We start from the raw sequence: 24,246 nt of genomic DNA, 5'->3' as shown, positions 1-24,246 counted from the left end.
GCGCAGTTTAGCGTGCCCTGCAGGAATTTCGAGGTGGTTTTTTACCGCCGGTGCATTAAATGCAGCAGTTTTCGGTGCTGCTCTGTCAGGTACTTGACAGCATCGGCTATGATATCGCCTTTGTTTTATCTGGCCCAACCGGCCACGAACCTGTCTGTTCAAGGATCCTATGAGCAAGCCCACTGTCGACCCTACCTCGAATTCCAAGGCCGGACCTGCCGTCCCGGTCAATTTCCTGCGCCCGATCATCCAGACGGACCTGGATTCGGGCAAGCACACGCAGATCGTCACCCGCTTCCCGCCAGAGCCCAACGGCTACCTGCACATCGGTCACGCCAAGTCGATCTGTGTGAACTTCGGCCTGGCCCAGGAGTTCGGTGGCGTCACGCACCTGCGTTTCGACGATACCAACCCGGCCAAGGAAGACCAGGAATACATCGACGCCATCGAAAGCGACATCAAGTGGCTGGGCTTCGAATGGTCCGGTGAAGTGCGCTATGCGTCCAAGTATTTCGACCAGTTGTTCGACTGGGCCGTCGAGCTGATCAAGGCCGGCAAGGCCTACGTCGACGACCTGACCCCGGAGCAGGCCAAGGAATATCGTGGCACGCTGACCGAGCCGGGCAAGAACAGCCCGTTCCGCGACCGTTCGGTAGAAGAGAACCTCGACTGGTTCAACCGCATGCGCGCCGGTGAGTTCCCGGACGGCGCCCGTGTGCTGCGTGCCAAGATCGACATGGCCTCGCCGAACATGAACCTGCGCGACCCGATCATGTACCGCATCCGCCACGCCCATCACCACCAGACCGGTGACAAGTGGTGCATCTACCCGAACTACGACTTCACCCACGGTCAGTCGGATGCCATCGAAGGCATCACCCACTCCATTTGCACCCTGGAGTTCGAAAGCCATCGCCCGCTGTATGAATGGTTCCTCGACAGCCTGCCGGTTCCGGCGCACCCGCGTCAGTACGAATTCAGCCGCCTGAACCTGAACTACACCATCACCAGCAAGCGCAAGCTCAAGCAACTGGTGGACGAAAAGCACGTGCATGGCTGGGATGACCCGCGCATGTCCACCCTGTCGGGCTTCCGCCGTCGCGGCTATACCCCGGCGTCGATCCGCAGCTTCTGCGACATGGTCGGCACCAATCGCTCCGACGGTGTGGTCGATTACGGCATGCTCGAGTTCAGCATCCGTCAGGATCTGGACGCCAACGCACCGCGCGCCATGTGCGTATTGCGTCCGTTGAAAGTCGTGATCACCAACTACCCGGAAGACAAGGTCGACCACCTCGAACTGCCGCGTCACCCGCAAAAAGAAGAGCTCGGCGTGCGCAAGCTGCCGTTCGCGCGTGAAATCTACATCGACCGTGATGACTTCATGGAAGAACCGCCAAAAGGCTACAAGCGCCTGGAGCCGAACGGCGAAGTGCGCCTGCGCGGCAGCTACGTGATACGTGCCGACGAAGCGATCAAGGACGCCGATGGCAATATCGTCGAACTGCGTTGCTCGTACGACCCCGAAACACTGGGCAAGAACCCTGAAGGCCGCAAGGTCAAGGGCGTCGTTCACTGGGTGCCGGCCGCTGCCAGCATCGAGTGCGAAGTACGCCTGTACGATCGTCTGTTCCGTTCGCCGAACCCTGAGAAGGCTGAAGACAGCGCCAGCTTCCTCGACAACATCAACCCTGACTCCCTGCAAGTTCTCACGGGTTGTCGTGCCGAGCCATCGCTTGGCGACGCACAGCCGGAAGACCGTTTCCAGTTCGAGCGCGAAGGTTACTTCTGCGCGGATATCAAGGACTCGAAACCTGGTGCACCGGTATTCAACCGTACCGTGACCTTGCGTGATTCGTGGGGCCAGTGATTCTGTCTTAAGGGAAATGTCGTGCTAACGATCTACAACACACTCAGCAAGACCAAAGAAGTCTTCAAACCGCTGGATGGCAACAAGGTGCGCATGTACGTGTGCGGCATGACCGTGTACGACTACTGCCATATCGGCCACGGCCGCAGCATGGTTGCCTTCGACCTGGTGACCCGCTGGTTGCGTTTCAGCGGCTATGACTTGACCTATGTGCGCAACATTACCGACATCGACGACAAGATCATCAACCGCGCCAACGAAAACGGCGAGTCGTTCGACGCGCTGACCGAGCGCATGATCGCTGCGATGCACGAGGATGAGGCCCGCCTCAACATCCTCAAACCGGACATGGAACCGCGTGCCACGGACCATATTCCAGGTATGCACGCGATGATCCAGACGCTGATCGACAAGGGTTACGCCTACGCCCCGGGCAATGGCGACGTGTACTACCGCGTCGCCAAGTTCATGGGTTACGGCAAGCTGTCGCGCAAGAAAATCGAAGACCTGCGCATCGGCGCACGTATCGAAGTTGACGAAGCCAAGCAAGACCCGCTGGATTTTGTGCTGTGGAAAGGCACCAAGCCCGGCGAGCCAAGCTGGGAATCGCCGTGGGGCGCCGGGCGTCCGGGCTGGCACATCGAATGCTCGGTGATGTCCACCTGCTGCCTGGGCGAGACCTTCGACATTCATGGCGGCGGCAGCGACCTTGAGTTCCCGCACCACGAAAACGAAATCGCCCAAAGCGAAGCCGCCACCGGCAAGACCTACGCCAACGCCTGGATGCACTGCGGCATGATCCGCATCAATGGCGAGAAGATGTCCAAGTCCTTGAACAACTTCTTCACCATCCGCGACGTGCTGGAAAAGTACCACCCGGAAGTGGTGCGTTACCTGCTGGTGTCGAGCCACTACCGCAGCGCCATCAACTACTCGGAAGACAACCTCAAGGACGCCAAAGGCGCCCTGGAGCGTTTCTACCATGCGTTGAAAGGCCTGCCAGCCGTGGCGCCTGCCGGCGGCGAAGCCTTCGTGGCACGCTTTACCGAAGTGATGAACGATGACTTCGGCACGCCGGAAGCCTGCGCGGTGCTGTTCGAGATGGTGCGCGAGATCAACCGCCTGCGTGAGAGTGATCTCGATGCAGCCGCAGGGCTTGCTGCGCGCTTGAAAGAACTGGCCAGCGTGCTCGGTGTACTGCAGATGGAAGCCGATGACTTCCTGCAAGCCGGCGCCGAAGGGCGTGTGGACGCGGCTGAGGTTGATGCGCTGATTCAAGCGCGTCTGGCTGCGCGTGCAGGCAAAGACTGGGCGGAATCCGACCGTATCCGCGACCAACTGACCGCGATGGGTGTGGTGCTGGAAGACGGCAAGGGCGGCACGACGTGGCGCTTGGCTGATCAGGCTTGATCGGTAAACCCTGAATAAAAAACGCCCCGACTGGTTCGGGGCGTTTTTTATTGTGCGAGCATGGCTCGTTCCCACGCTCTGCGTGGGAACGCCGCCCTGGACGCTCTGCGTCCTGCTTTTGGCAAACACCTCAAGCCCTGTGCAAGGTGACGCGGAGCGTCACGGGATGCATTCCCACGCAGAGCGTGGGGACGATCAATGCGGGAGTGGGCTTGCTCGCGAATGCGGTGGATCAGTTAAAAATGTATCAACTGACACTCCGTATTCGCGAGCAAGCCCGCTCCCACATTTTACCGTGCCCGCCCTGCATAACCGCTGTTGTTGGATTTATCCCTGGGTTGGGCTGGAACTGAGGCTTAGTGTTTTTTCCACCATCAACTGGATTCCCTCCAGCATCCGGCAAATTCCAAGCACCACGCTGCGCGGATTGCCGTCTACCTCAAACGCCAAATGGCTTGCCAGCGCTTGAACTGACGAAAGATCCTCCGACGCGTTCACCAGCAGCGTCTCGACGTCTAATCCTTCGCGCACGGTAAACACACCATGGCTTTCAGCTGACGGCTCTGGTTTCTCGGAAGGATTCAGATAATGGTTAATTGCTCGATGAGCAGCAGCGTGAAACGCGGTTGAATCCGACGGCGGGTTTGGACTGTCTTTAATCATGGCGAAGCTCCTAGAGTATTGGAGTCACCACCCATCGCTGCGAAACGAAAATCGGGTGGCAGCTGTACGCAGGTTCGCAGACCGGGACTCTAGGCACCCGGCATACCCGAAGGTATCCCGCGCACAGCCGCCATAACATCAGGCGTAAAAAAGCGCCCGCTATCTTGAGGTGGACGCTGTGCGTCTAGAGTTTAACCGGGCTGCGAAACCCGGTCGCTGAATTTGCAGCGACCCCGGAAGATTAGGCAGCCATCTTCCGAGGGGCAACCCTAAAAAGCTGTCGGAAAATTCCGTGTATTGCCTCGTTCCCACGCAGAGCGTGGGGACGATCAACCTCAAGACAGTTGCTCCCACATTTTACCGTGCCCGCCCTGCATACCCGCTGTTGTTGGATTTGCCCCTGCGTTGGGCTAGGAACGAGCCAGCGTCTGCTCCAATTGCCGGAAAAAGTGGGTGATGGCGGGGCAGAAAGCCTACTTAAAATATGGAACTTTCGGTGTCCGGCTAACCAATGAAAGGTTGCAGCCTTATGGGCTTTTCAATCCATTAGTCGGGAGAGTGGTAGATGTGGAATCCAGGGGTAACAGGGCCAGTGGGTGGGAGCGGCCTTTATGCTCAGAATGGCGGGCTACCGAATTCAGTATCCACCGCGTCTGCGGCTGATGTTGCTGCGGTGAGACAACAGGTTGATGAGTGGCTTAGAGCGGCGCCAGGGTCCAAGGCCCAAACAGCCTCGAGTTTGATTGACCGGTTGAAGGTGATCCGGGAAAGGACGGGTGACGGCACTTTCAAGAACAATCTCAACAAGTTGATCCAGACCCTTGGCCACTACGTAGAGGCCAAGGCTGCTGTTGGTCAGCCTATGCAGCAACAGTTTCCAGATGCGGGTGATTCCTCGTTGCCCAATACAAGGCGTTCCCTGCGTTATACCCAGTCTGCCAACATAGCTGGGCTTCGCAATCAGCAGCGCGTGAACAACCAGACACCCAATCACAGTAGGGAGTCTTATGACTATTACACCTCCAAGAGTCATCCGGGAAGAAAGCCCAGCACAGGCAGTGGGCCCGGTAATATCTGGAGTGGTTTCAGCCAAGGGAAGGACGGGAACTGCATCACGGTTGCGGCCATAAAAGCGGCGATGATGAGGTTTGGTCAGAAACCCACCGATATTTTCAACCAAGTGAAACTAACGGGTGATGGCTATGACGTGGTGATGCGCGATGGCTTCAGGCTCCACCTGTCCAGAAGCGAATTAGCAACGGCAGCCCAAAGATCGGATTTTAAAGGCACTGATTCGGCGATGCTGGCCGATGCTTGCTTTTTGTATGCCGCGAGTGCCAAACGAGCACAATGGGAAAACAACGATGGTTACGCCAGCAGGAGTTTTGACGCCGCGCTTTACAGCATTAATGATGGTGATAGTGATCGTAGAGATGGGTTGCGGCGTCTGGGCTTGTCCGCTCACATCCGAGTCACAGATGTTAGGACCTTGGGGCGTGGGCAACTGGGTGTTGTCACACACGGCGTTCCAATCAATGGTTTGATGACAGGTCACTCCATGGCAGTGATTAATGGCCAGGAGGAAAAGTGGGGGGCGCAAGGCGGCCATCCGCCCACTCATATTTATGCTAATGCATTGGCTTTGGTCTGATAGGTGATTGGGCTGGATCAACACTCCTGCCGAAAATTGCCGAGCGTGGGCACTTGAATCTCAATGCTCGGCGGTGACCTGATACCGACTCTGAACAAAGCCGTTTTCGCCGTCGGGTCGGGCAATAAATCCGTCGACGCTGGCCGCGATAAAGACCGAGCATTTGATTTCCATGGGGGGCGACTCTCCTTTCTTTTAGGCCTTCGATTGCGGGCTCTAACGCTAATATTAATTTAATCCACAGGTGTAATAAGCGAGTATTGCCAAATGTTACCCTGGGCTCTCTGGCAGCCGCCGGCGCCCCCTTTATAGTGCGAGGCTGTATGCGAAGTTGGTTGAGCCGCTACCGTTACGTCATCCTTTTCTGGCTGTGCTTCGGCGTGTTCCGTACCTCGCTGGCCGACTGGAACCCGATCCCCTCCGGGTCGATGCGCCCGACGTTGCTTGAGGGCGATGTGGTACTGGTCAACCGCGTGGCGTATGACCTCAAGTTGCCGCTTACGGATATTTCCCTGGCCAAGCTGGATGACCCCAAACGCGGCGATGTGGTGACGTTCTCGTCACCCAAGGACGGCATGCGTTTAATCAAACGCATCGTCGGCATTCCCGGCGATACCCTGGAAATGAAAGATGAAGTGCTGTGGGTTAACGGCACACCCGCCACCTACAGTGATGGCCAGGACATCAGCGAACCGATCGTGCCGGGCCAAACCGTGCCGGGTATCAAGCTGACCGAGCTTGCGGCCAACAGTCAGCGCACCATTCAGTTCATGCCCACGGTTCGGGCACTGCGAAATTTCGGCCCGGTCACCGTGCCGGCCGACAGTTACTTCATGCTGGGTGACAACCGCGACAACAGCGATGATTCGCGCTACATCGGCTTTGTGCCACGCCGCTTGCTGATCGGGCACGCGCATCATGTGCTGGCGTCAGCTGAGATACTCGATCATTGGATGCCGCGCTTGAACCGGTTCGGCGCGCCGATCCTGTAATTAGACTTTTGCGCGCAGTGCCCGAATGGCAAACACCGCGATGCTTCCCAATTGCTCGACCGTCGCGCCGCCTTTGCTGGCGATTTTTTTATGCCGCTGAGGGTAGCCATTGGAAAGTCGCAGGCGCCCGACAGGTCGATGTCAGCGGCCAATTTCTACTGGCCCTGTGCGTGCCTCAGGGTTTGCTCAAGTGCGCGGGGCAAACGCTCGGCGCTATGGGCCGTGAGCTGATTGATCTGCTCATCGTCCTGAAACAGAAGGTGATTTGAATGGATTGTATTTTCTGCAGCATTGTCCGCAAGACGTCCCCGGTCCATATCCTCTGGGAAGACGACCAGCATATGGCGTTCCTGTCGATCTTCCCCAATACGCCTGGTTTCAGCGTGGTGATCCCCAGGCAGCATTACGGCAGCTACGCGTTCGCGCAGACGGATGCGGTGTTGTCCGCGCTGATTGTGGCGACCAAGAAGACCGCATTGCTGATTGATCGGGCGTTTCCCGACGTGGCGCGCACCGGGATGATGCTGGAGGGCTACGGCGTGGACCATCTGCATGCGAAGCTGTTTCCCATGCATGGCACCGGGCAGGACAGTGCGTTCAAGCCCATCAGTTCCAAAGTCGACAAGTTTTTCGAGGCGTATGAGGGCTATATCTCATCCCACGATTTTGTGCGGGCCGATGATGGGGAACTGGCAGCGTTGGCGGCGCACATCAGATCGTTCGTCTGACGCAAAAAAACAATATGGGAGCTGGCAAGCCAGCTCCCACAGTTTGATCGTATTCGCTTGATCAATCAGCGACGGCTGCTGACCTCGGCAGGCACATCATCACCGGCCATGCGCTTGCGAAACAGCGCCGTGCGCGCCAACAGCAGTGTGGTAACAGGCACCGTAATCGCCAACAAAATCGGAATCAACCAGCCATGCAGCACCGGCCCGGACTTGAGCACCGAAAAGTAGATAATCGACGCCAGCGCCACGCACCACGCGCCCAGTGTGGAGGCCAGTGCCGGTGGGTGCATGCGCTGGAAGAAGTCCTTCATCCGCAACAACCCAATCGCGCCAATCAGCGCAAATAGACTGCTGAGCACCAGCAACACGGCCACGATCACTTCAACCCAGAGCGGCATCATTCAATCACCTCGCCACGCAGCAGGAATTTCGCCAGGGCGAACGACCCGACAAAGCCAAACAGCGCAATCAGCAGCGCCGCTTCAAAGTAGGTGTCACTGGCATAACGAATGCCGAGCACCAGCATCATCAGCATCGCCAGGATGTACAGGTAGTCCAGCGCCAGAACCCGGTCTTGCGCGGACGGGCCTTTGAACAGGCGCACCAGGGTCAGCACCATCGCCAGCGAGAACAGGAACAGGCTGAGCAGGATCGCATTGGAGAGCAGGGCGCTCATTCGAAGATCTCCATCAGGGGCCGCTCATAGACGGCTTTGAAGTGCTCGATAAACGGCGCTTCATCGTCCAGATCGAAAACGTGCAGCAACAGGATGCTGCGGTCCAGGGCCAGTTCCGACCATACGGTGCCAGGCGTCACGCTGGTGATCATCGACAGGACGGCCAGGCCGTTGGGGTCACGCAGGTCGAGCGGGATTTTGATAAAACGTGAACGCGGCGGGCGCGATCCGCACGTCAGTACGCCCCAGGCCACGTGCAGGTTGGACACGATCACGTCGCGGCCCACCACGAAGAACAGGCGGATGATGACGCCGGGGCGACGAATGCGCACCGGCAGCGGGCGCAGCGGCGCCATCAGCAGCGGCGCGAGAAAGCCCAGCACCGCGCCCAGCAACAGGTTGCCTGGGCTGACCGACAGGTTCAGCACCAGCCACAGCACCCACAATGCCAGCGACAACCACGGGGCAGGGAACAGGCGCTTCATGGCTGCACCTCCAGGGCGGCGGATTTGGATTCAGGGCTCAGTACCGGGCGCGTGGCCATCACCGCCATCACGTAATGCTCAGGGTTATTCAGGCTGTCGGCGGTGGCCTGCGTGTAGCGCATCAACGGTTCGGCCTTGAAGGTCAGGAGAATGCTCAGGCCGAGCAGAAAGAAGATCGGCACACACTCGTAGCGGCGCAGCAGCGGCGATGGGCGCTCCTCTGGTGTCCAGAAGCGCTGGATGCCCAGGCGGGCGAAGGCGATCAGCGAAGCCAGGCCCGACAAGATCAACAGCGCCACCAAACCCCAGGCCGCCGGGCGGATCGGCTCATCCACCGCGTTACCCAGGCCCATTGGGTTGACCAGCGCGCTTAACAGGCTGAGTTTGCCGATAAACCCGGACAACGGTGGCATGCCGATAATCAGCAGTGCGCAGGCGATAAAGCTCAAGCCCAGGAAGGCCATGGTCCAGGGGATCACCTGGCCGACCACGGCTTTCTGCTCGTCGTCCAGGTTGACGCCCGGGCGTGGGTGCAACGACTCCATGGCCTTGGGCAGCGCGTCGATTTCTTCATCCAGCGGCAGATCATTGGCCGAGCGCGAACGCTCGATCAACTCGGCCAGCAGGAACAGCGCGCTCAGCGCGAGGGTCGAGCTGACCAGATAGAACAATGCCCCGGCGGTCAGGCTTGGCTGGGCAAAGCCCACCGACGACAGCAGGATCCCCGCCGACACCAGAATGCTCAGGCTGGCCATCCGCTCCAGGCGTTGCGCCGCCAACATCGCCAGCGCCGCGCAGATGATAGTCGCCATGCCGCCGTACACCAGCCAGTCGCCGCCAAACAGCGCCGAAGCGCCGGCTTGCCCGGAGAACAGCAAGGTCCACAGACGCAGCACGGTGTACACGCCGACCTTGGTCATGATCGCAAACATCGCCGCCACCGGAGCGCTGGCCGAGGAGTAGGCGGGTGCCAGCCAGAAGTTCAGTGGCCACATGCCGGCCTTGGCCAGGAATGCAGTGGCCAGAATCGCCGCGCCAGCATGCAACAGGCCGCGATCGGCTTCCGGTACCAGCGGTATTTTCAGCGCCAGATCAGCAAAGTTCAGCGTGCCGGTGACCCCGTAGATCATCGCCGCGCCAATCAGGAACAGCGACGACGCCAACAGGTTGATCGCAATGTAATGCAGCCCCGACGACACCCGCGCGCGGCCGGAGCCGTGCAGCATCAAGCCGTAGGACGCCGCCAGCAGCACCTCGAAGAACACAAACAGGTTGAACAGGTCCGCCGTCAGGAATGCCCCGTACAAACCCATCAGCTGGATCTGGAACAGCGCGTGGAAACTGGTGCCGGCGCGGTCCCAGCGGGCCATGGCGAACAATAGCGCGCTCACACCGATAATGCCGGTGAGCACCAGCATCATCGCCGACAATTGGTCCACCACCAGCACAATGCCGAAGGGCACCTGCCAGTTGCCCGGCAGGTACACGCCAATCGAGCCGGGGCCGCCTTGTTGCGTCCAGTACAGCAGCAGGATGGCGACACCCAGGCCGATGATGCTGGAGAACAGGTTGATCCTGGCTTTCAACGGGCGGCGTTTTTCGCCGAGCATCAGCATCAGCGCGGCGGTCAGCAACGGCAGCAGGATCGGCGCGACGATCATTTGATTCATCCACGTCATTCCTTTGGCTCCCGACCGTCCACATGGTCAGTGCCGGTCAGCCCACGGGAGGCCAGCAGCACCACCAGAAACAACGCGGTCATGGCGAAGCTGATCACGATGGCCGTGAGTACCAGGGCCTGGGGCAGCGGATCGGTGTAGTTGAGCAGGTCTTGCGGCACGCCGTCCTTGATGATCGGCTCTTTGCCGATAAACAGGCTGCCCATGCTGAAGATGAACAGGTTGACCCCATACGACAGCAAGCACAGGCCCATGACGACCTGGAACGTCCGTGGGCGCAGGATCAGCCAGACGCCGGAGGCCGCCAGCACTCCAATGGCAATTGCGATGACTTCTTCCATCAGGCGGCTCCTTCGGTTACGGCAACGGCCTTGGGCTGGTTGCTCGGTTTATGCGCTCGCACCGACTGGTGACCGAGGGCGGTGAGCATCAACAGCGTGGAGCCGACGACCATGGCGTACACGCCAACGTCGAAGAACAACGCGCTGGCAATGTGGATGTCGCCCAGCAGCGGCAGGCTGAAGTGCCAGGTGTGGGTGGTGAGGAACGGGTAGCCAGCAAACAGCGCGCCGAGCCCGGTCAAGGTGGCCGAAAGCAGGCCGAAGCCCATCCAGCGCATGGGCCGCAGGCTCATCTGCGCCTCGACCCACTGGGTGCCGGCGACCATGTATTGCAGGATAAACGCCACCGACATCACCAACCCCGCGACGAAACCGCCGCCCGGCTGGTTGTGGCCGCGCATGAACAGGTAGAACGACACCACCAGCGCAATCGGCAACAGCAAGCGTACCAGCACCGCCGGTACCATCATAAAGCCCAAGGCGGTATCGCTGGCCTGGCGCGGGTTGACCAAATCGGTGGCCACGTCCGGCGCCAGTTGGCGCTGTTGTGGCGGCAACTCCATGCTCTCTTTGGACGGGCGGAAGCGGCGCAGCAGGGCGTAGACGGTCAGCGCCACGGCGCCGAGCACGGTGATTTCACCCAAGGTATCAAAGCCCCGGAAGTCCACCAGCATCACGTTCACCACATTGCTGCCGCCGCCTTCGGGCAGGGCGCGGCTCAGGTAAAACGAGGAGATATCGTTGGGTGTCTGGCGGGTCAGCATTGCGTAGGAGAGCAGCGCCATGCCACCACCCACCACGGTGGACAACAGGAAGTCGCGCAGGCGACGGATGCGCGCCTTGCGCAACGAGCTCGGCAATGGCGAGACTTCTTCGATCCGCCGTGGCAACCAGCGCAGGCCCAGCAAAATCAGCACGGTGGTGACCACTTCGACGACCAACTGGGTCAGGGCCAGGTCCGGTGCCGAGAACCACACGAAGGTCACGCAGGTGACCATGCCGCACACACTGACCATGGTCAGGGCTGCCAGCCGGTGGTACTTGGCTTGCCAGGCGGCGCCCAGCGCACAGGCGATGGCCAGCACCCACAGGGTCACGAACACGATGGAACCGGGGATCTTCGGCCGGTCGCCCCAACTGAGGCCGCTGTTGAGCATCGGGATCAACCCGGCAATCACCGCCGCCAGCACCAGCAGGAACAATTGGGTTTGCAGGCGCTTGGTGCTGATGCGTTTTTCGATACGGCGCACGCCGCGCATCATCACCACCAGGCTGCGCTCGAACATGCGCTTGCCGTTGAAGTAACTGATGATCGGCGGGTATTTGAAACGGCCACGCTTGAGCTGTTTGCGCAGCAGCAGGTACAGCACGATACCGCCGGACATGGCCACCAGGCTCATGATCATTGGCGCATTCCAGCCGTGCCAGATGGCCAGGCTGTATTCGGGCAGCACACCGCCCACCACCGGCAGTGCGGCGGCGGCGAGGATCGAACCGACCACCTGGGCCGGGAAGATGCCCACCAGCAGGCAAGTAAACACCAGCAGCTCGACCGGCGCGCGCATCCAGCGCGGTGGCTCGTGGGGCGTGTGGGGCAGGTCGGTCGCGGGCGGGCCGAAGAACACATCGACGGTAAAGCGCAGGGCATAGGCCACGCTGAACGTACCGGCGATGGTCGCGATCACCGGCAGGGCGATTTCTACCCACTTTGTCGCCGAGATAAACACGGTTTCGGCGAAGAACATCTCTTTGGACAGGAAACCATTGAGCAATGGCACGCCGGCCATGGACGCACTGGCCACCATCGCCAGGGTCGCGGTAAACGGGATCAGCCGCACCAGGCCACTGAGCTTGCGGATATCCCGCGTGCCGCTTTCGTGGTCGATGATGCCCGCCGCCATGAACAGCGAGGCCTTGAAAGTGGCGTGGTTGAGGATATGGAACACCGCAGCAACGGCGGCCAACGGGCTGTTGAGGCCCAGCAGCAGGGTGATCAGCCCTAGGTGGCTGATGGTGGAGTAGGCCAGCAGGCCCTTGAGATCATTCTGAAACATGGCGCAGTAAGCGCCGAGGAGAAGGGTGAGTGCGCCGGCACCGCCGACGATCCAGAACCATTCTTCGCTGCCGGACAGCGACGGCCACAGGCGGGCCAGCAGGAACACGCCGGCCTTCACCATCGTCGCCGAGTGCAGGTAGGCCGATACCGGCGTGGGTGCCGCCATGGCGTGGGGCAGCCAGAAGTGGAAGGGGAACTGCGCGCTCTTGCTCAAGGCGCCGATCAGCACCAGCGCGAGCATCACCGGGTACAGCGAATGCGCGCGAATCTGATCGCCCGCCGCCAGCACCAGGTCCAGGTCATAGCTGCCGACGATATGCCCCAGCAGCATCACACCCGCCAGCAGGCACAAGCCGCCGGCGCCGGTGACCATCAGCGCCATATAGGCGCCGCGCCGGGCATCGGCGCGGTGGTGCCAATAGCCGATCAGCAGGAACGAAAACAGGCTGGTCAGTTCCCAGAAGAATACGATCTGGATCAGGTTGCCGGAGATCACCAGCCCGAGCATGGCGCCCATAAAGGCCAGGAAAAACGCAAAGAAGCGCGGCACCGGGTCATCCGGCGACATGTAATAGCGCGCATACAGCGCCACCAGCGTGCCGATGCCCAGCACCAGCATCGAGAACAGCCAGGCAAACCCGTCCATGCGCAGCACGAAGTTGAGCCCGAGACTGGGCAACCACATGAATTCTTCGCGGATCACGCCACCGTGGGCGATCTGAGGGTAGAGCAGGGCGACTTGAAGGGTGCCGACCAGGGCCACAAGGCCGGCCAACAGGGATTCGGTGTTACGTGCGTTATGCGGCAGCAAGGCCGCCAGACAGCTGCCGATAAAAGGCAGAAGCAGTAGAACTATCAGGGACATAGGCTTCTAATCTGCGGGAGTTTGGGATGCATCATACGTGCCGCTTTCTCGATCACCAAACGGCAAGATGTGGCAGGATCCTACAAGGTAGGCCGAAAACCCTCATTTGGCATTGTTTACAGACATCTGGGTCCAATGTGGGAGCGGGCTTGCTCGCGAAGACGGACTGACATTCAACATTGATGGTGGCTGACCCGACGCTTTCGCGAGCAAGCCCGCTCCCACTTTTTGACCGGGCCCGGCTTTATCCCTGCTGTTCCTGTTCTCGCTCATCGGTCAATTCGATGGCCTTCTGCCCCTTGGTCTTCATCTCACTCACAATCACCGCCGCCACAATCAACGCCGCGCCCAGCATCGCAATCGGCGGGAAGCGCTCCCCGGCAATCCGCCCGATCACCCCGGCCCATACCGGTTCCCCGGCATAGATCAACGTGGCACGGGTGGGCGAAACACTCTGCTGCGCCCAGTTCATCGCCACCTGGATCACCGCGCTGGTCAAACCCAGGCCCACTGCACTGAACAACAGCAACCACGAGAACCCCGGCAAGGCTTCACCCATCGGCACCACCATCAGGAATGACAACAACGACGCCGTGGCCAGTTGCACCACCGTCACCCGGCGTACATCCACCTGCCCGGCATAGGCCCCAATGAGGATAATTTCGGCCGCCACCGCGATTGCGCAGATCAGCGTGGCAATCTCACCGGGGCTGAAGTTGAGGGAGGCCCCCGTCGGGCCTGTGAGCAGCATCAACCCGGTAAACGCCAGCATGATGCCAATGCTCGGCATCAGGCCTGGGCGACGCCCCAGCACCAGCCACTGCAACAGCGGTACGCAAGGTACATACAGCGCTGTGATGAACGCCGACTGGCTGCTTGGGATCGTCTGCAAACCGATCGTCTGCATGCCGTAACCGAGCATGATCGAAGCGCCGATGAAGACGCCGGCCTTCAGTTCAAACAAGGTCAGGGCACGCAACGTGCGCAACGAAAAGAACCCCACCACAATCGCCGCCGCTGCAAACCGCAGGCCCACGAAAAACATCGGCCCGCTGACGGTCAGGGCGTGTTGCACCAGCAAAAACGTGCCGCCCCAGATCATGGTGATTACCACCAGGATGCATTCGGCTTTGCTGAAACGGTTGAAGCGTGGGGAGGCGTTCGGGGCGGTCATGGCGGCTCGGTCTTGCAAGGGAAAGGCACGGACCGCACAATGCGCCGCACGCTGGGCAGTATACTGCGCACACCCACCCATTGAGCAATATAGTGCACAAAGAAAATCCACAACGGGCTTCGGTCCTGCAACACGTCAGCCAGAACGTCCGTCGCCTGCGCCATGCTGCGGATTTGAGCCAGACTGCGCTTTCGGAAACGTCCGGGGTGAGCCGGCGCATGCTGGTGGCCATTGAGGCGGGCGAGAAAAATGTCAGCCTGTCCACGTTGGACCGCGTCGCCGAAGCCTTGGATGTGGCCTTCAGCGACCTTATCCAGGCCCCGGATGCCGGTGATCACAGCCGCATCAACGAGCTGGCGTGGGCCGGTGATATCCCAGGCAGTAAAGCGGTGCTATTGGCCAAGGCCACGGCGCGGCGTGAAGTCGAGTTGTGGGAGATGCACCTGGAACCGGGTGATCGCTACAGCCCCGATCCCGACCCGGATGGCTGGAGCGTGCAGCTGTTCGTGTTCGAGGGCTGCCTGACCTTGCTGGTGGGCGCGGAAGAAAAACACGTGGCAGCCGGTGAGTTCTACATGTTCGCCAGCCGCAACGTGCATGGCTATCGCAATGACGGCAAGGTGGCCGTGCGGTTTGTGCGCAACGTGGTGATCTAACTGTTGCCTCGGCAACAGTGGATGCACACTTTGCTGGTTTGAAATGTGCTCAACAGCTGCTTAAAACCAGTAAGAACCTGATTTTGTTGACGATTAAATTCAGGCACGACTCCTGCAATCGCTCCGGTATCCCATCGGAGCCTGGAGTCGGCCCATGTCAGCCCACCCTCAACAACCTGCCCATATCATCCGCTCGGATGCCGAAGCCATTGAAGTAGCCACGCGCTTGGCCGCGCGCTTTGCCGTCGACGCCAGCGTGCGCGACCGCGAGCGGCGCCTGCCAGTGGCCGAGCTTGATGAGTTTTCTGCCAGCGGCTTGTGGGGCATCACCATTCCCAAGGCCTACGGCGGCGCCGAGGTGTCTTATGTAACGGTGGCCGAGGTGATCAAGTTGATCTCCGCCGCCGACCCGTCGCTGGGGCAAATCCCGCAAAACCATTTGGGCGTGGTGGACATCCTGCTGCAAACCGCCAGCGAGGAACAAAAGCGTCACTATTTCAGCAAGGTCCTGGACGGCTATCGTTTCGGTAATGCCTTTTCTGAAGCCAAGAGCAAAAACGCCGGCACCTTCGACACTCAGATTCGCTTTGATGGCGATACCGCCCATATCAACGGCGAGAAGTTCTACTGCACCGGCGCGTTGTTCGCCCACCTCGTGCCCACGGTCGGCAACAACGAGAACGGCCAGGCGTTTATTGCTTTCGTCGATCGCGATGCGCCGGGCCTCAGCGTGATTGATAGCTGGGATGGCTTCGGCCAGCGCACCACCGCCAGTGGTGGCGTGACCCTCGACGGCGTCAGGGTGCCGCGCAGCGCGGTGATCCCGGCCCATCAGGCTTTCGACCAGCCCACCGCCAACGGCCCGATCTCGCAGATTATCCAGGCCGCCGTCGATACCGGCATCGCCCTGGGCGCACTCGAACAGGCGAAAATCTATGCCCGCCAGGCGCGCCCATGGATCGACAGCCAGCAGGATCACGGCTGGCAAGACCCGTTCACCATCGCGGCCATTGGCGATCTGCAATGGCGCGTGCACGGCACCGAAGCGATCCTTGCCAGGGCCGGCAAGGCTGTCGACCTGGCCCTGGCCGAGCCCAACGAAGACACAGTCGCCAACGCCTCGCTGGTGGTCGCCCAGGCCAAAGTGCTGTCGGCCGAAACCGCCTTGCTCGCCAGCAGCAAACTCTTCGAACTGGCCGGCACCCGCTCGGTGACCGGCAAACACAACCTCGACCGCTTCTGGCGCAACGCGCGCACCCACACCCTGCACGACCCGGCCCGCTGGAAATACCACCTGATCGGCAACTTCGTGCTCAACGGCGTAAAGCCTGCGCGCCACGCCTGGAACTGAGGAGATTTATTCATGACCGCCCTGAATCAAGCGCGCCAACTGCTGGAAAGCACCCGGCGCTTTGTGCAAACCAGCAATGACCCTTACGTGATCAGCCGCTTCGGCGATTTGCAGATCCGCGTCGACGTGGCTGCTGCCTTGTTTGAACGCGCCGAAACCCACCCAAGCCCGGTGGCGTTGACCGAAGCGCAAATTGCCGCCGCCGAAGCCCTGATCGCTGCCAGCAATGTCGAATTTGAACTCACCGGCCAACGCACCGCACTGGCGTCGAGCCTCGATGACCCACTGCGGCGCAAGTACCAGATCGTCGGCAACTACCACCTCAACGGAGTGCTTTGATGTCCCGTGAAATCCGCTTGAATGCCTTCGACATGAACTGCGTCGGCCACCAATCTCCCGGCCTGTGGGCGCACCCGCGTGACCGCTCGTGGCAGTACAAGGATCTGGAGTACTGGACGGACCTGGCCAAAATTCTTGAGCGCGGCAAGTTTGACGGCCTGTTTATCGCCGACGTGCTGGGCATCTATGACGTGTACAACGGCAACGGCGATGCGGCGATTCGCCAGGCCGCACAGGTGCCGGTCAACGACCCGCTGTCGCTGATTGCGCCGATGGCGTTGGTCACCGAACACCTGGGGTTCGGCCTGACCGCTTCTTTGTCATTTGAACATCCATATCCGTTCGCCCGCAGGCTTTCGACCCTCGACCACCTGACCAAGGGCCGGGTCGGCTGGAACATTGTCACGTCCTACCTGGAAAGCGGCGCCAAGAACCTCGGCCAGAAAGCCCAGACCGAACACGATGCGCGCTACGACTACGCCGAAGAATACCTGGAGGTTTGCTACAAACTCTGGGAAGGCAGTTGGGAGGAGGGCGCCGTGTTGCGTGATCGCGAGCGGCGCATTTTCAGTGACCCGAGCAAAATCCACGAAATTCGCCATGTCGGCAAGCACTTCCAGGTGCCTGGCATTCACCTGTGCGAGCCGTCGCCGCAGCGCACGCCGGTGCTGTACCAGGCCGGGGCCTCCAGCCGTGGCAAGCAGTTCGCTGCCGAACAGGCCGAGTGCGTGTTCGTGGCCGCACCCTCCAAGGTGCTGCTGAAAAAAACCGTTGCCGACATCCGCCGTCGTGCCGCTGAGGCCGGGCGAGATCCGAAGAAAATCCTGATCTTCAACTTGCAGACAGTGATCGTCGGCGAGACCGATGCCAAGGCCAAAGCCAAGTTTGACGAATACAAGTCCTACGTCAGCTACGAGGGCGCAATGGCGCTGATCTCCGGCTGGACCGGCATCGACTTCAGCCAGTTCAAGCCCGATGAACCGCTCAAACACGTACACACCAACGCGATTCAGTCGGCAGTGGAAGCCTTCTCCACGGCGGACCCTAACAAGGTCTGGACGCCGAATGAACTGGCCGACTGGGTCGGCATTGGCGGCTTTGGCCCGTTGTTTGTCGGCAGCCCGCAAACCGTGGCGGACCTGTTGCAGGAATGGGTCGAGGAGACCGACGTGGACGGCTTCAACCTGGCCTATGCGCTGACCCATGAAACCTTCATCGACGCCGTGGACCTGCTAGTGCCGGAACTGCAAAAGCGCGGCGTGTACAAGACCGAGTACGCCCAGGGCACCTTGCGCGAAAAGCTGTTCGGCGACGGTGCGCGACTGGCGCCGAACCATCCGGGTGCGGGCTACCGAAATTTATCAGGTGTACATCGAGCCAATGTGGGAGCGGGCTTGCTCGCGAATGCGGACTGATATTCACCATTGATGGTGAGTGAACCACCGCTTTCGCGAGCAAGCCCGCTCCCACATTTTGATCTTCATTGTTTGATCTGACCTGGCCAGCGGACCACCGCACGCACATTACTTGAATAGGAGCATTACCCCTATGAGCGTGCACGAACTCAAACGTCCGCTGGCGCTGGAATGGCCCGCCGAACTGCTCGGCAACCTGCCCAAAGCCCTGGAACAATTGCAGCACTGGGCGCAGCTCACCCCGCTGCACATCGCCCTGCGCCACAAGCGCCAGGGGCAGTGGTATGCCTGGCGCTGGATCGACGTGTTGCGCGACGTCGAGCGCCTGGCCGACGGCTTGCGCCAGCAGGGTTTCAGCGCGCAGTCACGCTTGGCCTTAAGCGGTGCTTTCGAGCCCAACCTGCTGTTGTTAGCGCTGGCCGCACAGTCCGTTGGCGGGCAGGTGTTGACCCTGGCCGATGACCTGGAGCCAGAGGCCCTGTACCAGCAGCTATGGCGCATCCATCCCAGCCATTCGTATGCCCAGGGCCGTCAGCAAGTGCGGCATTGGCAGTCGGCGAATTTGTTGGATTTCACCCAATTGCTCGGCCCGTTGGACCCGGCGCAGCATCTGCAGCGCTGGTGGCAACCGATCGGTGAAACGGCGTTGTGGAGCGAGGAGGGCACCCACTGGCAAGGCGGCCTTGCGGTGGTGCTGGAGCAATGGTTGAACAGCGGTCACGGCCTGGCGTTTCCGGAGAGCCAAGCCTCGGCCCGGCGCGATCGCGGTGAAGTCGCGCCGAGCGGCCTGTTGCTGTCACCTCAGCGTTTACAACACCTGGCCGACGAGATCGAAAGCCGCCTGGCACCCCATGGCACCTGGCGTCGCCGCTTGTGTGACTGGGCCATCGCTCACCCGCAAAGTGGCCTGCGACGCCTGTTGAAAAATCGCGTTCGCAGGCTGCTGGGCTTTCAACGGCTGACCTACATCTGGCAGCCATCCAGCACGCAAAAAACCAGCAGCGATCCAGTCTGGCTGGCTGAATTCAAACGGGACATCGCATGAGCCAGACCATTCTCCAGGTGCGCGATATCTCGCTGTCATTCAAAGGCGTCAAGGCCATCAATGCCTTGTCCTTTGAAGTGCAGCGCGGTGAAATCTGCGCGCTGATCGGCCCCAACGGCGCCGGTAAAAGTTCACTGCTCAACGTGCTTAACGGCGTGTACCGCTTCGATGCCGGTGAGATTGTGTTTGAGCAACAACACTTCCACCGCATCGACCCATTGGGCGCGGCGCGTCGAGGTATTGGGCGGACTTTTCAGAACAACGCACTGTTCAAGAAAATGAGCGTGCTCGACAACCTCCTCACGGGCCTGTCGCGGCATATGCGTGCCAGCTTTATCGAACAGGCCCTCGGCTTGCCCCGCGCCCGCCGTGAGGCCGAAGCCTTTCGCCTGCGTGGCCAAGGCATCCTCGAGTTTCTCGAACTGCAAGCGCACCGCGATGTGCTGGTGGGCAACCTCTCCTACGGCTTGCAAAAGCGCGTGGAGCTGGGCCGAGCACTGATCGCCGGCCCCAGCCTGTTGCTGCTGGACGAACCCATGGCCGGCATGAACGCCGAGGAAAAACAGGAAATGGCGCGCTTCGTCGCCGACGTCAACCGCGACCTCGGCACCACCGTGGTGTTGATAGAACACGACATCGGCGTGGTGATGGGCCTGTCCCACCACGTGGTGGTGCTCGACTACGGGCGCAAAGTCGGCGACGGCACACCTGCGCAGGTGCAGGCCGACCCCGAGGTGATCGCGGCGTACCTGGGAGTCGCGCACTCATGACCTTCTTCTTTGAAACCCTGCTCGGCGGCCTGCTCGCCGGCACCCTGTATTCGCTGGTCGCTATCGGTTTCGTGCTGATCTACAAGGCCAGCGGCGTGTTCAATTTTGCCCAGGGCTCGATGCTGCTGTTTGCCGCGCTGACCTTTGTCAGCCTGCATGACCAGGGCGTGCCGTTTGCCTTGGCGTTGCTGCTGACGGTGATCGTCATGATTATCGGCGCCTTGCTCATCGAACGGCTGGTACTGCGCCCGCTGGTGAACCGCTCGCAGATCACCCTGTTCATGGCCACCTTGGGTCTGTCGTTCATCATCGAAGGCCTGGCCCAAGGGCTGATGGGCTCGCAGGTGCGTGCGCTGGACTTGGGCATCGACGACGTGCCGCTGTTTGTCGGGCCGCTGATGCTCAGCCAGTTCGACCTGATCGCTGCGGCGGCGGCCGTAGTGCTGGTGAGCGTGCTGGCGCTGCTGTTCAACAAGACCCGCATCGGCGTGTCGTTGCGCGCCGTGGCGGATGACACCACGGCGGCGTTGTCCATCGGCATTAACCTCAACCGTATCTGGCAGATCGTCTGGGCCGTGGCCGGCATTGTCGGGCTGGTGGCGGGGTTGCTGTGGGGCGCACGCCAGGGCGTACAGTTTTCACTCTCGCTGGTGGTGCTCAAGGCCTTGCCGGTGTTGATCATCGGCGGCTTTACCTCGATTGGCGGCGCGATTGTCGGCGGGCTGATTGTCGGCGCGGCGGAGAACCTTGCTGAGGTGTACATCGGCCCCCTGATCGGTGGCGGCATCACGCCGTGGTTCGCTTATGTATTGGCCCTGGCCTTCCTGTATATCCGTCCCGCCGGCCTGTTCGGCGAGCGCGCCATCGAGAGAGTCTGAAACCATGTCGATACCCGTTGTTCAAGAAACCGCGCCGTGGCTGCTGGTCCAGCGGCGCTTGCCCTGGGGCCTGATCGGCTTATTGGCAGTGGCCTTTATCGGGGTGCCGCTGTGGGGCAATGACTATTGGCTCAATGCGATCCTGGTCCCGTTTCTGGTGCTGTCGCTGGCTGGTTTAGGCCTGAACCTGCTCACCGGCTATACCGGGCAAACCTCAGTGGGTGCGGCGGGTTTCATGGCCGTTGGCGCGTTTGCCACCTACGGTTTTCTGCTGCGTCTGCCCGAGCTGGGCCTGCCGGTGGCGTTGCTCGGCGGTGGGGTTATCAGCGCGCTGGTGGGGCTGTTATTTGGTTTGCCCAGCTCGCGGATCAAAGGCTTCTACTTGATGGTCACCACCCTGGCGGCGCAGTTCTTTTTGGAGTGGCTGTTCGTCAAATTCCCCTGGTTCTACAACTACGGTTCCTCCGGGACCATTTCCGCGCCGAAGCTTTCGCTGTTCGGTCATGACCTCAATACGCCGCTGGGCCGTTACTGGCTGACGTTGGTCACGGTGCTGCTCTTGACCTGGACCGCCATCAACCTGGTGCGCAGCCAGGTGGGGCGTAACTGGATGGCGATCCGCGACATGGACACCGCCGCCGCCGTGGTCGGCATCCCGGTGGTGCGCTACAAGCGCCTGGCGTTTGCGGTCAGTTCGTTCTACCTGGGGATTGCCGGTGCGTTGTGGGCCTTCGCCTATCTGGGCACGGCCAGCGCCAGCAGTTTTGATATCAACCGCTCGTTCCAGATCCTGTTCATCATCATTATCGGCGGCATGGGCAGCATTGCCGGCAACTTTGTCGGCGCGGCATTCATCAGCTTATTGCCGATTTTCCTCAGCCATGCCGGGCAGGCGCTGTTCGGTGGCTCGGTGGATGCGGGGCAGTTGCAGAACCTGCAAAAAATCATCTTTGGCGTGTTGATCATCGTGTTCCTGATCAGGGAACCCGAAGGCTTGATTCGCCTTTTACAGAACCTGCGTGACCGTCTGCGGCAATGGCCGCTGCGCTTCTAACATTCCCTCAAGAGAATCCAACATGCGTGAAACCTTGAAACGTTCCCTGCTCGGCGCCGCCTTCGCGCTGGCAGCCCTGGCCGGTGCTGTGCCCCAGGCAATCGCCGCGCCCGACCAGCAATTTATCCCGCTGGCCACCTACCGTGTCGGCGCCTATGCCTCCAGCGGCGTGCAGGTGTGGGCCGGGATGATCGACTACCTGCGTTACATCAACGAGGTCGAAGGCGGAATCAACGGCGTCAAACTGGTGTGGCAGGAATGCGAGACCGAGTGGACGGCGGAGAAGGGCATCGAGTGCTACGAGCGCTTCAAGAATGGCCTGGATGGCGCGCCGGTCGCGGTGTACCAGCCTAACGGTGCGCCGGCGGCCTATGCGCTGAGCGAGCGCGCGGAAGTCGACAAGATCCCGTTGATTACCCTCGGTTATGGCCGCACCGAAGCCACCGACGGCACCGTGTTCCCGTACAACTTCCCGGTGATGCTGACCTTCTACAGCGAAGCGTCCACGCTGGTGAATTACATTGCTCAGCGCGAAGGCGGCTTCGACAAACTCAAGGGCAAGAAGATCGCCACGGTCTATCACGACTCGGCCTACGGTCGCGAAACCCTCGGCCCGCTGAAGTTGCTGGCCGAGAAGTACGGCTTTGAAAACATCCAGATCCCCGTGGCCGACCCCGGCAACGAACAGTCGGCACAATGGCGTCAGGTGCGCCAGGCCAACCCGGATTGGGTGTTCCTGCGCACCTGGGGTGTGTCCACGCCGGTGGCGGTAAAAACCGCGGCGCGCTTTGGCTTCCCGGTTGACCACATCATCGGCGATATCTGGGCCAGTTCCAGCGAAGACGTGCTGCCCGCAGGCGCTGCGGCCAAAGGCTACCTGGCGCTCACGCCCTACCCGGCAGGCGCTGATTTCGAGATCCATAAACGCCTCAAACAGTCCATCCTCGACAAGGGCCACAGCGACCTCAAGGACCTGAAAAACTTCGGCAGTGTCTACTACAACTCGGGCCTGGTGAACGCCGCTGTGGCGGTGGAGGCGATTCGCACTGCCCAGGCCAAGTTCGGCAAGCGCCCGCTTAATGGCGAAGAAGGCCGTTGGGGCCTGGAGCATCTGAATATCGATGACACGCGCCTCAAAGCCATGGGTTACTTTGGCCTGATGCAGAACCTCAAGCTGTCGTGCCGCGACCATGAAGGCGGCGGCTCGGCGCGCGTGCAGCAGTGGGACGGCGCCAACTGGACGCTGATCAGCGACTGGATCGCCGCTGACCGTGCGCTGCTGCGCCCGCTGATCGATGAAAAGTCCGCTGCGTTCGCCAAGGAAAAAGGCCTGACGCCGCGTACCTGCACGGGGGATGAATAAGCCATGCGCCAGCCCGCCGCTGAACCTGCCAGCCCGTCGCTGTTAAACGTCAATGACATCGAAGTGATCTACGACGGCGCCATACTGGCGGTGGCCGGGGTCTCGCTCCACGTGCCCAAGGGCGCCATCGTGGCGTTGCTGGGGGCCAACGGCGCCGGCAAAAGCACCACGCTCAAGGCCATTTCGGGGCTGGTACGCGCCGAACGCGCCGAGGTCAGCCGCGGCGTGATCGAGTATGCCGGCCGCGACCTGGCGGGTATCGACCCCAGCCAACGGGTGCGCCAGGGCATGGTCCATGTGCTGGAAGGCCGCCATGTGTTCGGCCAACTGAGCGTGGAAGACAACCTGCGCAGCGGCGGATTTGTGCGGCGCCTGAGCCGCCAAGACCTGGAGCGTGACCTGGAACGCATCTACGCCTGGTTCCCACGCCTCAAGACCAAGCGCCACACCCGCGCCGGGCTCACCTCGGGCGGCGAGCAGCAGATGGTCGCCATTGGCCGCGCGTTGATGACCCGGCCGACGTTGGTGTTACTCGACGAACCCTCCATGGGCCTGGCGCCGATGATCGTGCAAGAGATTTTCGCGATCATCGCCCAGCTTAACCGCGAGCAGCAGGTGAGCTTCCTGATCGCCGAGCAGAACATCAATGTCGCGCTCAACTATGCCTCCCACGGCTATGTGCTGGATACTGGGCGCGTGGTCTTGAGCGGCAGCGCGGCTGAACTGCTGGCGCGCGGCGATTTGCATGATATTTATCTGGGCAAACAGTAAGGGCGAATGTG

23 protein-coding genes are annotated in these 24,246 nt (G+C 60.8%); 15 read left to right on the top strand and 8 right to left on the bottom strand.

Annotation, left to right across the window (positions count from 1 at the left end; all coding sequences use genetic code 11):
- The first annotated feature begins 169 nt into the window (after positions 1–169).
- The gene (locus tag ACTD9P_RS09725) at positions 170–1,870 is read left to right on the top strand and encodes a glutamine--tRNA ligase/YqeY domain fusion protein (protein ID WP_438867564.1); all 1,701 of its coding nucleotides are present in this window, start codon (positions 170–172) and stop codon (positions 1,868–1,870) included.
- 21 nt (positions 1,871–1,891) lie between these two features.
- Positions 1,892–3,280, top strand: coding sequence for a cysteine--tRNA ligase (cysS, locus tag ACTD9P_RS09720; protein WP_032889792.1), 1,389 nt, complete (start codon positions 1,892–1,894; stop codon positions 3,278–3,280).
- A 327-nt stretch (positions 3,281–3,607) separates the two neighbouring features.
- On the opposite strand, the gene ACTD9P_RS09715 is transcribed toward cysS, so the two are convergent.
- On the bottom strand, positions 3,608–3,943 hold the full coding sequence (locus ACTD9P_RS09715; RefSeq protein ID WP_438867563.1) for a DUF6124 family protein: 336 nt from the start codon (positions 3,941–3,943) through the stop codon (positions 3,608–3,610).
- Between the two features lie 739 nt (positions 3,944–4,682).
- Here ACTD9P_RS09715 and ACTD9P_RS09710 point away from each other — a divergent pair.
- The 3 genes from ACTD9P_RS09710 (at position 4,683) to ACTD9P_RS09700 (ending at position 7,314) form a co-directional block, all read left to right on the top strand.
- A complete protein-coding gene (locus ACTD9P_RS09710; RefSeq protein WP_438867562.1) occupies positions 4,683–5,594 on the top strand; it encodes a hypothetical protein in 912 nt (303 codons plus the stop codon).
- Positions 5,595–5,917: 323 nt separating this feature from the next.
- Entirely contained in the window at positions 5,918–6,586 is a 669-nt protein-coding gene (gene lepB, locus ACTD9P_RS09705) for a signal peptidase I (RefSeq protein WP_438867561.1), read from the top strand.
- A 269-nt stretch (positions 6,587–6,855) separates the two neighbouring features.
- Positions 6,856–7,314, top strand: coding sequence for an HIT family protein (locus ACTD9P_RS09700; RefSeq protein WP_438867560.1), 459 nt, complete (start codon positions 6,856–6,858; stop codon positions 7,312–7,314).
- Positions 7,315–7,379: 65 nt separating this feature from the next.
- On the opposite strand, the gene ACTD9P_RS09695 is transcribed toward ACTD9P_RS09700, so the two are convergent.
- The 7 genes from ACTD9P_RS09695 to ACTD9P_RS09665 all read right to left on the bottom strand — a co-directional run bounded on the left by ACTD9P_RS09695 (position 7,380) and on the right by ACTD9P_RS09665 (position 14,593).
- Positions 7,380–7,718: a Na+/H+ antiporter subunit G gene (locus ACTD9P_RS09695; RefSeq protein WP_017137536.1), complete on the bottom strand. Its 339-nt coding sequence runs from the start codon at positions 7,716–7,718 to the stop codon at positions 7,380–7,382.
- A complete protein-coding gene (locus tag ACTD9P_RS09690) occupies positions 7,715–7,993 on the bottom strand; it encodes a K+/H+ antiporter subunit F (protein WP_038846025.1) in 279 nt (92 codons plus the stop codon). Before ACTD9P_RS09690 ends, ACTD9P_RS09695 begins: the two co-directional genes overlap by 4 nt.
- Complete coding sequence (locus ACTD9P_RS09685; protein ID WP_219265512.1) at positions 7,990–8,478, bottom strand: Na+/H+ antiporter subunit E; 489 nt, start codon at positions 8,476–8,478, stop codon at positions 7,990–7,992. Before ACTD9P_RS09685 ends, ACTD9P_RS09690 begins: the two co-directional genes overlap by 4 nt.
- Complete coding sequence (locus ACTD9P_RS09680) at positions 8,475–10,157, bottom strand: monovalent cation/H+ antiporter subunit D (protein ID WP_438867559.1); 1,683 nt, start codon at positions 10,155–10,157, stop codon at positions 8,475–8,477. The genes ACTD9P_RS09685 and ACTD9P_RS09680 overlap by 4 nt, the downstream gene beginning before the upstream one ends.
- Positions 10,154–10,498: a Na+/H+ antiporter subunit C gene (locus ACTD9P_RS09675; protein ID WP_003192163.1), complete on the bottom strand. Its 345-nt coding sequence runs from the start codon at positions 10,496–10,498 to the stop codon at positions 10,154–10,156. The genes ACTD9P_RS09680 and ACTD9P_RS09675 overlap by 4 nt, the downstream gene beginning before the upstream one ends.
- Positions 10,498–13,419 (bottom strand): monovalent cation/H+ antiporter subunit A, encoded by a 2,922-nt coding sequence (locus tag ACTD9P_RS09670; RefSeq protein WP_438867558.1) that lies wholly within the window; start codon positions 13,417–13,419, stop codon positions 10,498–10,500. The genes ACTD9P_RS09675 and ACTD9P_RS09670 overlap by 1 nt, the downstream gene beginning before the upstream one ends.
- A gap of 244 nt (positions 13,420–13,663) precedes the next feature.
- Positions 13,664–14,593 (bottom strand): DMT family transporter, encoded by a 930-nt coding sequence (locus ACTD9P_RS09665; protein ID WP_438867556.1) that lies wholly within the window; start codon positions 14,591–14,593, stop codon positions 13,664–13,666.
- Between the two features lie 92 nt (positions 14,594–14,685).
- Between ACTD9P_RS09665 and ACTD9P_RS09660 the strand changes: the two genes are divergently transcribed.
- The 10 genes from ACTD9P_RS09660 (at position 14,686) to ACTD9P_RS09615 (ending at position 24,235) form a co-directional block, all read left to right on the top strand.
- On the top strand, positions 14,686–15,249 hold the full coding sequence (locus ACTD9P_RS09660; protein ID WP_438867555.1) for a helix-turn-helix domain-containing protein: 564 nt from the start codon (positions 14,686–14,688) through the stop codon (positions 15,247–15,249).
- A gap of 154 nt (positions 15,250–15,403) precedes the next feature.
- Entirely contained in the window at positions 15,404–16,600 is a 1,197-nt protein-coding gene (locus ACTD9P_RS09655) for an SfnB family sulfur acquisition oxidoreductase (RefSeq protein ID WP_438867553.1), read from the top strand.
- A 12-nt stretch (positions 16,601–16,612) separates the two neighbouring features.
- On the top strand, positions 16,613–16,939 hold the full coding sequence (locus ACTD9P_RS09650; RefSeq protein WP_438867552.1) for an acyl-CoA dehydrogenase: 327 nt from the start codon (positions 16,613–16,615) through the stop codon (positions 16,937–16,939).
- Complete coding sequence (locus ACTD9P_RS09645) at positions 16,939–18,354, top strand: LLM class flavin-dependent oxidoreductase (protein ID WP_138814886.1); 1,416 nt, start codon at positions 16,939–16,941, stop codon at positions 18,352–18,354. The genes ACTD9P_RS09650 and ACTD9P_RS09645 overlap by 1 nt, the downstream gene beginning before the upstream one ends.
- 133 nt (positions 18,355–18,487) lie before the next feature.
- Positions 18,488–19,399: an acyl-CoA synthetase family protein gene (locus ACTD9P_RS09640; protein ID WP_438867551.1), complete on the top strand. Its 912-nt coding sequence runs from the start codon at positions 18,488–18,490 to the stop codon at positions 19,397–19,399.
- Positions 19,396–20,169: an ABC transporter ATP-binding protein gene (locus ACTD9P_RS09635; RefSeq protein ID WP_438867550.1), complete on the top strand. Its 774-nt coding sequence runs from the start codon at positions 19,396–19,398 to the stop codon at positions 20,167–20,169. Before ACTD9P_RS09640 ends, ACTD9P_RS09635 begins: the two co-directional genes overlap by 4 nt.
- Entirely contained in the window at positions 20,166–21,047 is an 882-nt protein-coding gene (locus ACTD9P_RS09630) for a branched-chain amino acid ABC transporter permease (protein WP_200434822.1), read from the top strand. The genes ACTD9P_RS09635 and ACTD9P_RS09630 overlap by 4 nt, the downstream gene beginning before the upstream one ends.
- 4 nt (positions 21,048–21,051) lie before the next feature.
- A complete protein-coding gene (locus ACTD9P_RS09625; RefSeq protein WP_438867548.1) occupies positions 21,052–22,101 on the top strand; it encodes a branched-chain amino acid ABC transporter permease in 1,050 nt (349 codons plus the stop codon).
- A 22-nt stretch (positions 22,102–22,123) separates the two neighbouring features.
- On the top strand, positions 22,124–23,464 hold the full coding sequence (locus tag ACTD9P_RS09620) for an ABC transporter substrate-binding protein (protein ID WP_438867547.1): 1,341 nt from the start codon (positions 22,124–22,126) through the stop codon (positions 23,462–23,464).
- A gap of 3 nt (positions 23,465–23,467) precedes the next feature.
- Positions 23,468–24,235 carry an ABC transporter ATP-binding protein gene (locus ACTD9P_RS09615; protein WP_438867546.1) on the top strand — a complete coding sequence of 256 codons (768 nt, stop codon included), beginning with the start codon at positions 23,468–23,470 and terminating at the stop codon, positions 24,233–24,235.
- Positions 24,236–24,246: the final 11 nt, after the last annotated feature.

Origin of the sequence: Pseudomonas onubensis (assembly GCF_965653655.1) — a bacterium.
GTDB lineage: Bacteria > Pseudomonadota > Gammaproteobacteria > Pseudomonadales > Pseudomonadaceae > Aquipseudomonas.
The sequence above is the reverse complement of the archived record's forward strand: the minus strand, read 5'-3'. Positions and strand labels throughout refer to the sequence as shown.